This window comes from Aquiluna sp. (assembly GCF_965064355.1).
This window is the reverse complement of sequence record NZ_CBCHRQ010000047.1, coordinates 1-10,497: the sequence shown is the minus strand read 5'-3', so window position 1 is coordinate 10,497 and position 10,497 is coordinate 1. Positions and strand designations below refer to the sequence as shown.

The window sequence follows — 10,497 nt, the reverse complement described above, 5'->3', positions numbered from 1 at the left end:
CCCTCTGCTAGTGGGCTGTAGATAGATATTTCTGAAAGTTGTTTCGTGCTTAATTTCAATAGATTTCCTTAGTTTTTGAATCAGTTTTTTGGATAGATGGATGGTGCCTAGAGGCCACAAAAACAGCCTTGCCATTTACAAATGTGACTCTGTATTTCATAAACAACAAATTTCGTGGCCGCTAAAATGGGGTTAGCTAGATTTCTCGAATCACCTCCACCGAGTCCGAATATTTAGATTCCTCGGAGTGGTATGCAGGGTCCTCACTCCACGCATCGATTACCTCAATGCAGTCCCAGCACATGAGGATTCCGATACCCAAGAACACAAAAGGCGGCTCACCTTTTGATGAGCATTTTGAACATCTGCCTTTCCCAGTCTTGAGGGGTAGTTCTGTAGTTGCCTCCCCCATATAGGGGGAGGAGGCAACAACTACTCCCGTCGGCTCATCCCCTGAGGCAGTAGTGGGCGATGGGGCGATAGATGACGGGGCAATTTCGTAAAACTTCGACTGTCCTACCTGAGTCTCTAAAACACGGCCAGTGCTCACTAGCAATTCCCTGGCTGCTCGGACGTCATCCTTATTCTTTCGAGCATGTCGAGTCAGGTCAGTGGCTCCGAGTTTCCCATGCTCCTTGAGTATTGCTTCCAGAACCTTCGCTACGCGTGCAACTCGGCTCCCAACGGAAACTGGCCCCTTGTAACTGAGCAAAAGAGTTACTTTGTCGAACTCCAACTCGCCTGCCTCAACTTCGACGTCACGACCAAAAGCGTGAAAAGTTCTCGTCCCGTCACTCAATTTATTCAGGTGAAGAATTGCGTCTGGATGGTCATCTAGAGCGGAGGCACCTCTACTTCGGGACTCGTCTCGGCCAGCGTGGACGGGAATGATTAATTCATTGACCCCACTCGCTTCTTTGAATGCGTCAGTCCGAAGCCAAAAATCTTTCACCTCATCGTTATCTTGACTGTTACCGCCTCGGAATGCTGAGCTGAAGGGGTCAAGAATTAGGACTTGAATGCCGAGAGCCTTTACCTCTTTAGCAAAGTCGCTAAGTGCTTGTTCTGACCTGAATGGGTTCGGTTTCCCTCTCAGATTCCATACTGCAATACGGTCTGTCGTGCCAATCGGCGAGCGCCGAAACCAATCTTGTGCCTGCTCTTCCGTTAGCTCGTAGTTAACAAATCCGATTCGCCCTTCGAACGCGGATACAGGAAAAGCTCCAAGTAACGGCTCAAGGGTAAGCAGAGAATGCATAACGTTGTAAATAAACGTTGACTTTCCTGTTTTCTTGGCAGCTACGACCGTGACCGTTCCGTTGGTGGGAATCAGACCTTCAATAAGGAATTTTTCGGGTGACAGTTCCTTATCTAAGAAATCTGAGAGAAGAAGGGCTGGAGGTGTTGCATCCTCAAGTCGGTTCTTTGCTTCGCGAGCTCTTTTTCCCGCTTCTTCATGTGACTCAATACGCAACTGGTCAACGTCCACTTGACGTCTAAAGGCAGGGTCTAGGAAGTATCTCTCGGTTGGGTCTAGGCCCCCCACTCGGTCGTTTCGTGCTTCAAAGAGAAGGTCAAATATGTTCGGCACTAGTGAAGCGCCTGATTCCATAAAGCTGTCAGTAAGCCTTGACTGACTATTGAAGTGCAAACGCCTCAAAGCCTCGTACTTGCTGACTCCGTCAAAGGGGAGCCTCAACTCACCTGCCTCATCAAGCAGAAAAATGTGGTCCGTTTCGCCATAAGTTCGAAATCGTATGGAAGGGTCGTCATCGACTTCCCATACTGTAACGATGCCCCTAGTGGTTTCTTCGGCACTCACCTGAGAGATTCCCATGGGGGTGAGAATTTCCTGCCAAGAGTAGTTAGAGGCGAGCTCCTTTCTTTGATTTGTGTCCATCATGAAAGAAGCCCTTTCCGACAATGGATGTCGGTGGAACGTGTTAATCTTGTATTCAACTTGATACTCCTAATAAGTGTTTTATGAGAGACAGCTCCTGGCGGGGGCTGTCTTTTTACTTTGTTTGTTCCCTCAGCCACTCTTCTAAGTCGCGGATGGAAACCCTTAGGTGGCGACCTACCCGAACCGTCTTAGGCCCTCTCCCTTCCTTGTTGTATTGGTATAGAGAGCGAAGAGGGATGTTGAGTCGCTCAGCTACTTCTGAATAGCTCAAGTGCTTATCCATGTACTGATTGCCTTTCTTTTGCAGTTAATTCATTGTCAGGCAGTTGCAAACGGGTGATTTTGGCGTGAGCCCCTTGAAACGGGCTGTGCCCCTTGTACGGCGGGGATGAATCGTTTCCAAAAGTGATTCTGATTTCGCCGACGCCTCCCACGCCAATAAGGCCATGTGCAATTCGGTGTGCTTGCGGTAATGCTTCGGCATGTCTCTCTATGAGTCTTGAGGGATGCGTTTGATGTACATATCGCCCCCAGTGCAGGTGAGGGTAGTATTTTGTCTCTAGGGGTTGTAAACCATTCGGGGGTTCGAATCCCTCACTAGCCACGAAAACCCACCCCTCCACGGGTGGGTTTTTACTTTAACGACGTGGCAAGGTGAGGTGGAACATCAAAAATACGGATAACCGCTTGTTCGGGTGTAGAAAATCCTCTAGATTGAGGAAATGAAAATTTTCAATCGTAACTCAAACGCAAACGAGTATCGCGGCAGTCGCCTCTCTTTCCTCTTTCTAGTTGTGCTCACCGCTGTCGCAACTGGTCGAAGCTTGGCCCACATCTTCCTTCCGGACGGCGGTGCGCAGAGCATCGCCGGTATGGATGTTGAGGTAGAGGGCGGAAACAACATCATCGCCATCTTTGGTCAATGGGGTTTCTCGCAGCTACTGCTAGCGGGGCTAATGTGGGTAATCATTTTCAAGCAGCGCCAGCTGGTGCCGCTGGCTCTCTTATTCCAAACCTTCGATTGGGGCGGTCGAATTCTTGTGGGACTACTCAAGCCAGTTGAGATTGCATCGACACCTCCAGGCGAAATAGGCAGTTACATCCTTTTCCCGTTGTGTGTGATTGCCCTGTGGTTCTCGATGCCTAAAGCGACGCGTCGAAGCTGACGGTTAGTCGGTAACCATGGCCCTGAGCAGTTTCAATGGTCTTTACTCCCTTGAGAATGCTCAACCAAGAGTCGATCACCGCGGTGCCAACCCCCGTTGAAGCCGATCCGAGTGCACTGCCAGGTCCGTCATCAGAGATTTCAAGATGACTCCTGCCTGCTGAGTCAGTGGTCAGCGAAACTTTTACTTGTTTGGCAGGACCGTGCACAAGAGCGTTGAGCAGCGACTGCTCAATAATCCTGAACGCGCCCAGAAGTAATTCGTGACTTAGCGCCTCCGAAGCATCATCGACGCGTACCTCGATGTCCATGCTCTCGCGATATGGTATCGCCAGCACTCGAACTGATTCTCGGAAACCCGCAGCCTTGAAGTTAGGGGCAAGGACCTGGACCAAGTCCCGAAGCTCGGTCGTGCGAGTCTGCTCTAACTTCGAAATCACCCGCTCGATCGCATCGTTTACCTCGGGAGATGATTTACCTGCAACTCTTCTTAGTTTCATTGCAGCGACCATCAAGTCTGACTGGACACGATCGTGCAGGAATCTTGAGGTTTGATCACGCAATTCGATGTCAGCTTTAACCAATCCTGCGCGATCGAGCTCGAGCTTGGCAACAAGCCTGTCAGCAGCCCCCAGCCGATTTCTGATTGAGCGTTCGCCCAGGTGCATGATGGCTAGCGATACCAATGCCAAGAACAGAGAGGAACCGAAAAGCACGGGGGTCAAGGCAATGGGAGCGCTGTAGTCCCAGCCGAGTTGATTGCGAAGCACAAGTGTGATTAGCGGCAAAAACAAGAGTAAAAGGAATTGAGCAAAGGCCACCTCGATCACGTACGTGATCAGGTTCGAAGGCCACGGACGGTACCTTTGGAACAAAATAGCGAGTAATGCGAAGAGCCCACCGGGGATGCACGCCAAGGCCAGAATGACTAGGGCGGCAATCCAACGCTCAACACCCTCGGGTTGTTGGCTGATCGCGGGCACAAACCTCGTGAAGTAAGTTGTTGCGAAGAAAATGAAGATCAGCCCCGGGTTGTATGGGTACGGTCCTATCCAAGCCAAATATCTACTCAACTTTTTGAGCATCAGGACAGCCTCATAAGTTCCATGTATTTGAGCACTGCAGTTGTCTTCAGATCGTCACTAGGGGTGGCATCAGGTAGCAAGACCGCGTATGAACGCGAAAGCTCTTTTCGAACATACGAGTAGCTCAGGCTCAGTTGTGCGGCAATTTCCTTGGCACTTTTGCCTTGTGAGCTGAGTGACATAATCGAGCGCTGTTGGGGGGATAGCTGAAAGTAAATTGACGACTGGGTTTCGACCTTGGTGACATCGCCGGCAGAGAACGACTCCCAGTTTCCGTTCCCCGAAGCGGTGTCGCGCAGAACGGCCACATAATCACTGATCGACATCTCGGCAGATTTGTCAAAGAATGACCATCCGTGGCGCATTGCCCTGGGCACGCGGCTAACCATTTGTGAAACCGAGTATTGAGAGTAGATAACGACACCGATGTGTTCGTTGATGTTTCGAAGCGCAATGCCAAGTTCGATGCCGTTGAGACCGTTTTGATCGAGGGAAAAATCCACTAGGGCAACATCTGCGCCGCGCACTATCGACCTATCGAGGGCTTCGTCTGCGTTGGCGCAGGATCCCACCAGTTCAAGACTTGGCGACTGAGCAAGCATCTCGCCAAGTATTCGCCTTAGGGCAGAGTCATTCTCTACGTAGAGCACTCGTATTGGTCGCATAGCCAATGTTCCCATGCCTAGACATTTCAAGGCCAAATAGCTGTCACAGATGTTCCCATAAACAGAACCCTGGTAATGCTTTTTCTTTTGCTCCCAACAAAGTTCGTACCCTTCAAAGCAAAGAACAGCCAACGTCGTGAAGCGCAACAGATCGCTCGCGATTACCGATTCGCTACACCCGAGGGAGCACAAATGCGAAGCTTACACTTCGACCAAAACCTACTCACGACCTTTGGTCGCAAATTGACAGTGGTCTTGGCAATGTCGGGCTTGATGGCCGTCAACCTTGGGCCACTGGAGGCAAAGGCAGCAGACACAGTTGTCAATTGCACGACGGGTACCTTCACTATTTCAGATTCCGGAAGTCAGGTGGCTGTCGTTAGCAATAACGCCTGCTCCGGCTCGGTTGTTATTCCGGCGAACGTCACCTCAATCAACCAATATGCCTTCTCTAATAGAAGTGGCATCACCTCAGTGACGTTTGCACCCAACTCCAGTCTCACAAGTATCGGCTCCGTTGCTTTTGCTGGCACGAGGATAACGACGCTTGAGTTGCCGGCCAGCGTGACTTCTATTGGCAGTGAGGCTTTTGCGGGTTGCACAAGCCTCACCTCGCTAACTTTTGAATCCGGATCTCAACTTCAGACAATTGGAGGAGCCGCATTTACCTCAGCTCAGATAACGACTCTCAGTCTGCCAGACAGCCTTGTGACTCTGGAAGATGCAGCGTTCCGCGGCAATCCTTTAACGGAGGTTTCCTTTGGCTCTCAGTTGACCCGTATTGGCACCATTGCGTTCGAGAGCTCGCGTTTAACTTCAGTATCTTTGCCCGCCAGTTTGGTCACTCTGGGCGGCGGAGCATTTCAATACAGCACAGGATTGACTTCGGTGACTTTCGGTACCGGTTCGCAGCTCACCACGATCGGAAATAAGGTCTGGGACGGCATCAACTCGGCAGGATTGTCTGTCGCGCTACCGGCATCGGTTACAAGTATCGGATCAAAGATTTTTGGCAACAATGCCAGCGTGACTATCGATGCAGCGAATCCGAACTACACGATTGAGAATGGCGTGTTGTTCAACAAAGACCGCACCACATTGATCTCTTATGCCCCGTGGCGGACGGACGCCACCTATGTCATTCCAGAAACTGTAACCACCCTCGGCAATGAAGCGTTCATGGGCTCCCGGCTCGAGAGAATGCACATTCCCGCGACGGTTTTGACAATGGGGACGGACGTTTTTCGTGGCACCTCTCGATTGTCCGAGTTCACTTTCTCCTCGAATTCACCCCTGACACAAATCCCGGGACGAGCTTTCCAGCAATCTGCACTCCCAAGAATCGAGATCCCCGCGAGAGTCACCGTCATTCAAGCGGAGGCGTTCTACCTGTCGAGTCTCGAACAAATGACATTTGCACCGAACTCGGTCATTACTCGGATCAGCCATGGTGTTTTTGTCGGATCGCGTCTCACCACATTTGAAATACCTGCGACCGTGCAAGAACTCGGAGAAGGCGTGTTTTTCCGAAGCGTGATGCGTAACTTGACATTTGCTCCTGGCTCACAGCTGCGGGTTTTTGGCTATATCGCAATTAGAGATTCCGAAGTCACTTCTATTACTCTCCCCATCGCTCCTATCAGAACTGGTTACAGGTTCACCGGTTGGTCAAACACTGAGAACGGAAGCTTAGTTTCCAATCCAGCGACCGAGGCGTTGCAAGGCCGTTGGTTGTACGCGGTTTGGGAGCAGCTCTCCACGGTGACTTTCAACTCAAACTCCGGTTCGGCAGTAGAACCCATAATTTTTAACCAGGGTGACACTATCTCTGCGCCGGTAGCGCCGACTCGCAGTGGTCACGCATTGGAAGGTTGGTCGCTGACAAACGGTGGCACTGCGATTACTTTCCCTATTCAGACAACTTCGTCTGCAAACATCACTCTGTATGCGCTTTGGCGGGAGATCCCTACGATCGCGACTGGATCGGTTACCAACTCTCAAGTAGTGAGCATTCCATCAGGACTGACCGCTGCAGAGGTTCCTGCCACGGCTAACCTGCCGAAGGTAAGCCTTGCGTTTACCGCAACCAGTAGTTCGGCCGTGGTGACGTTGGTTCCAATCGACAATCCAGCAGCGGCTTCGGCTACCCCATTCAAGGTCACCGGCACGACCAGGATCGTTGACATCCATGTTTCAGGTATCAGTGGGGCTGTGACGGTGTGTCTTGATGGTGCACCTACCGATGAGATCTTCCACTACACGAATGGAGCATGGGTCGCACTTCCGCAGCGCACCTACGTAAATGGCCAGGTCTGTGGTGTCACCACAAACTTCTCCCCCTTCGCGGCAGCTGAGCCTCGCGCACTCGCTCCTGAGGTCAGTAGCGGGCCGGTTGGTCCAAGACTTACGCTCGCCTCTCGAGTTGCGGTCACTACCAACGGTCAGAACCTTGCCTTAAAAGGTGTGCTGCTAAGCGATATCTATAGCGTCAAACTCGACGGTAAAGACATCAAGGTCATCAAACAGACCGATGGTGAACTTGTTGTTGAAGTGCCAGCTGGAGCAGAGGGATTCCCTGCCCTTGAGCTGAAACACGCGAGTGGAACACTCACCTACTTCCGGATGATCCAGGTCGTAAAGCCTTACGAACTGACTCGATCAATCAAGATCACAAAGTTCGTGGGCAGTCGCCCAACCCTGGCAGGACTATCTGCGCTTTATAAGGTCTACCAGGCCGATAGGAGTGTCAATCTCTTGACCTGTGTAATCACGGTGGCATCTGATGCTTCTGGAGAAGCTGTTGCTCTGGCTGAATCCCTTGGCAAGTCAACCTGCCAGCGCGTAGTCAACTATTCACGACAGATCAAGAACGCCCAGATTGTCGTGAAGCAGGACGGTGCTAAAGGCTCGAAGCCAGTCGTGGATATCACCTTCGATCGCACTCTTAGCGCTGGCAGAGGCTGAGAAATTCAAAGCCTGATTTAGCAACTAAAACCCACTCCTTCGGGAGTGGGTTTTTGCTTCTTTGAAGATTAGGCTTTTCTACCTAAGCCATCTTTCGCCAGGGCTGTGAATCATAAGGAAACCAATGCCCCAAACCCAAGACGCTAAATCTGCCATCACTGACTCTTTTGAGGGTTGGAAGAGGCGCGTATCAGTTTTTTTGGTTGGTCAGACCGTCACAACATTCGGTTCGATGCTGGTGCAGTACGCAATCCTTTGGCACCTGACTCTGACCACCAAGTCCGGAACTGTTTTGGCACTCGCCGCAATCTTTGGCTTCTTACCCCAAGCAATCGTTTCTGTCTTTGCTGGCGTGTGGGCTGACCGCATCAACCGCAAAGTGATGATCATCGTGGCTGACCTTTCCATCGCGCTTGCTACCTTCGGTCTTGCTCTTTTGATGCTCTCGGGAGTTGATGATCTTTGGCTTATCTTTCTGGTGATGGCTGTTAGGTCATTTGGTGCTGGCGTGCAGACCCCGGCCATCTCAGCGCTGTTGCCGCAGATTGTTCCAACCGAGAAGCTAATGCGCGTCAATGGCATCAATAGCAGCGTGCAGTCATCGCTTATGTTGCTCGCTCCAATTGCTGCAGCAGCTGTTTATGCGAACTTCTCGCTGGTTGGCATCTTGTTCATCGACGTCGTAACCGCCATCATCGGAGTGGCGCTATTGGCAACGGTTGCCGTTCCAACCCTGGCAAGAGCTGCGAGCTTGGATAAGCCTTCTTACTTGACCGACCTAAAAGAGGGCATCAACTACTCATTCACTCATGAACTGGTGCGCTGGGTGATTGCAATCTTTGGCATTGTCTTTCTCCTAATCGTTGCCCCGTCAAACCTGTCGCCTTTGATGCTGGTTAGAAACTTCGGTGATGAAGTTTGGAAGCTCACGGTGCTGGAGATATCGTTTGGAGTCGGCATGGTTCTAGGCGGAGCGCTAATGGCAGTGTTCGCCAATAAGTTGAATCGCATCACCACGATAATTTCAACATCCGCAGCGTTTGGCGTGCTTGCGATTGTTATGGGATTCACCACCAACCTCATTCTCTTCTTTGGCTTGTTCTTCCTAATTGGATTGATTGTTCCTGCCTTCTCCACCTCGGCCATGACACTGCTGCAAGAGACCGTGGAGCCAGAGCGTCAAGGCCGAGTCTTTGGCTTTGTGGGAATCGTGATGGCCGTCGCAATGCCATTGGGCATGGCAATTCTTGGTCCGCTTGCTGACGTGGTCTCGGTTGAGATCATCTTGATTGCAACCGGTGCCCTCACAGTCGTTATCTCAGTGGTTGCTGTGTTGCTGCCCTCAGGCAAGCGAGCAATTGCCGCCGCCCATGCCTCTACAGGCCAGAGTCTTGAGGCCCCGCAGGACCTGGCTGGCAAGTAAAAAGCTCACACCGGCGGGAACTTTTTTAGGCACCGCTAGGTTTTACCCTTGGGAAAGTTTGGAGAAAACATGAACGCGATAATTAACTTCATCACTGGCAAGAAGACCGCATGGGTCACACTGCTAATCGGTCTGGTCTTTGCGGGGTTGGCATTTGGTCCACTGAGTGCAACTGACACTGAGACTGCTCCTACCAATGGCCTGCCAGAGACTTCTGAGACTGCTTTGGTAAACAAGGCACTCGAGAACCTTCCAGGCTCTGATGCCACAGCGGCGGTATTGGTCTACAAGTCAGATGCCAAGTTCACCGAAGATGAGATTTTGTGGCTGCAGGGAAGTTTTGACCCAATGACTCAGATGCCTGCAGGTGGTGTGAACGAGAAGTTCCTAGACCTCACAAATGCAGAGCTGATGGGTGAGCCATTTGTGCCACCAGCCCAGATTTCTGAAGACGGCAAGGTTGCCGTAGTTACCGTTCCACTTGAGAAGTCCGACGAGGTTGAGGTTGTCACCGAGCGCGTCACCGAGCTGCGTGAACTAGCTGCCGAAGGCATGCCGGCAAGCTTCGAGGTCTATCTAACCGGCCCTGAGGGTTTCCAGGCTGACCTAAACAATGTCTTTGCAGGCGCGGACTTCACGCTCTTGCTTTCAACCGTGATTATTGTTGCGGTTCTACTTTTGATTACCTACCGATCTCCAGTGCTATGGATCGTGCCACTTGTCGTGGTTGGAACTGCAGATGGCATGGCAGGTCAGCTGGGCCGCCAGGTTGCCACCTTCTTTGGCATGGTGCCCGATGGTTCGGTAACTGGAATTCTCTCGGTCCTGGTGTTTGGTGCCGGTACCAACTACGCACTGTTGCTTATTGCTCGTTACCGCGAGGAACTGTTGCTTGAGGAAAACCGTCACGTGGCAATGGCCAAGGCGCTAAAGGGTGCAGGGCCTGCGATTATCGCTTCCGGTTCGACAGTTACCTTGGCGCTACTAACACTTACTCTCGCTGAACTTGGTGGTAACCGGACCCTTGGCTTGGTTTGTGCAACCGGAATCGTGATTGCCATGATCTCCGCGCTTGTTGTGCTGCCTGCAGCGCTGGTGGTATTTGGTCGTGGTTTGTTCTGGCCATTCGTTCCACGTTTTGGTGGAGTGAACAAGAGCCTAAATGGCCTGTGGGGCAAGCTTGGACGCGCAGTTAGCAAGCGCCCGGCAATCATCTCCTCGGTCGGTGTTTTGATTTTGGCTGGCTTGGCAATTGGAGCCAGCGGCATTCAGGTTGGTCTTGCATCCACCGA

General features: G+C 51.7%; 8 protein-coding genes. 4 read left to right on the top strand and 4 right to left on the bottom strand.

Going from position 1 to position 10,497, the window contains the following annotated elements; translation table 11 throughout:
• Nucleotides 1–196: 196 nt before the first annotated feature.
• Together AC128V_RS05055 and AC128V_RS05050 are read right to left on the bottom strand one after the other, a co-directional pair.
• Nucleotides 197–1,903 (bottom strand): AAA family ATPase, encoded by a 1,707-nt coding sequence (locus tag AC128V_RS05055; protein WP_482763596.1) that lies wholly within the window; start codon nucleotides 1,901–1,903, stop codon nucleotides 197–199.
• Between the two features lie 112 nt (nucleotides 1,904–2,015).
• The gene (locus AC128V_RS05050; protein WP_482763595.1) at nucleotides 2,016–2,186 is read right to left on the bottom strand and encodes a helix-turn-helix transcriptional regulator; all 171 of its coding nucleotides are present in this window, start codon (nucleotides 2,184–2,186) and stop codon (nucleotides 2,016–2,018) included.
• Nucleotides 2,187–2,625: 439 nt separating this feature from the next.
• Between AC128V_RS05050 and AC128V_RS05045 the strand changes: the two genes are divergently transcribed.
• Nucleotides 2,626–3,069 carry a hypothetical protein gene (locus tag AC128V_RS05045; RefSeq protein WP_482763594.1) on the top strand — a complete coding sequence of 148 codons (444 nt, stop codon included), beginning with the start codon at nucleotides 2,626–2,628 and terminating at the stop codon, nucleotides 3,067–3,069.
• On the opposite strand, the gene AC128V_RS05040 is transcribed toward AC128V_RS05045, so the two are convergent.
• Together AC128V_RS05040 and AC128V_RS05035 are read right to left on the bottom strand one after the other, a co-directional pair.
• Nucleotides 3,047–4,153, bottom strand: coding sequence for a sensor histidine kinase (locus AC128V_RS05040; protein ID WP_482763593.1), 1,107 nt, complete (start codon nucleotides 4,151–4,153; stop codon nucleotides 3,047–3,049). The genes AC128V_RS05045 and AC128V_RS05040 overlap by 23 nt on opposite strands.
• Entirely contained in the window at nucleotides 4,153–4,818 is a 666-nt protein-coding gene (locus AC128V_RS05035) for a response regulator transcription factor (RefSeq protein ID WP_482763592.1), read from the bottom strand. The genes AC128V_RS05040 and AC128V_RS05035 overlap by 1 nt, the downstream gene beginning before the upstream one ends.
• Nucleotides 4,819–5,010: 192 nt before the next feature.
• Here AC128V_RS05035 and AC128V_RS05030 point away from each other — a divergent pair, with 192 nt between their 5' ends.
• The 3 genes from AC128V_RS05030 to AC128V_RS05020 form a co-directional block, all read left to right on the top strand.
• Nucleotides 5,011–7,782 carry a leucine-rich repeat protein gene (locus tag AC128V_RS05030; protein WP_482763591.1) on the top strand — a complete coding sequence of 924 codons (2,772 nt, stop codon included), beginning with the start codon at nucleotides 5,011–5,013 and terminating at the stop codon, nucleotides 7,780–7,782.
• Nucleotides 7,783–7,906: 124 nt separating this feature from the next.
• A complete protein-coding gene (locus AC128V_RS05025) occupies nucleotides 7,907–9,205 on the top strand; it encodes an MFS transporter (RefSeq protein ID WP_482763590.1) in 1,299 nt (432 codons plus the stop codon).
• Nucleotides 9,206–9,274: 69 nt separating this feature from the next.
• Nucleotides 9,275–10,497 (top strand): MMPL family transporter (locus AC128V_RS05020; RefSeq protein ID WP_482763589.1); only part of this gene is annotated, 1,223 nt, incomplete at its 3' end.

Excerpts from the sequence above, each read along its gene's own strand:
- AC128V_RS05055 (WP_482763596.1), bottom strand. The coding sequence starts at position 1,903 with ATGATGGACACAAATCAAAGAAAGGAGCTCGCCTCTAACTACTCTTGG.
- AC128V_RS05050 (WP_482763595.1), bottom strand. The coding sequence starts at position 2,186 with ATGGATAAGCACTTGAGCTATTCAGAAGTAGCTGAGCGACTCAACATC.
- AC128V_RS05045 (WP_482763594.1), top strand. The coding sequence starts at position 2,626 with ATGAAAATTTTCAATCGTAACTCAAACGCAAACGAGTATCGCGGCAGT.
- AC128V_RS05040 (WP_482763593.1), bottom strand. The coding sequence starts at position 4,153 with ATGCTCAAAAAGTTGAGTAGATATTTGGCTTGGATAGGACCGTACCCA.
- AC128V_RS05035 (WP_482763592.1), bottom strand. The coding sequence starts at position 4,818 with ATGCGACCAATACGAGTGCTCTACGTAGAGAATGACTCTGCCCTAAGG.
- AC128V_RS05030 (WP_482763591.1), top strand. The coding sequence starts at position 5,011 with ATGCGAAGCTTACACTTCGACCAAAACCTACTCACGACCTTTGGTCGC.
- AC128V_RS05025 (WP_482763590.1), top strand. The coding sequence starts at position 7,907 with ATGCCCCAAACCCAAGACGCTAAATCTGCCATCACTGACTCTTTTGAG.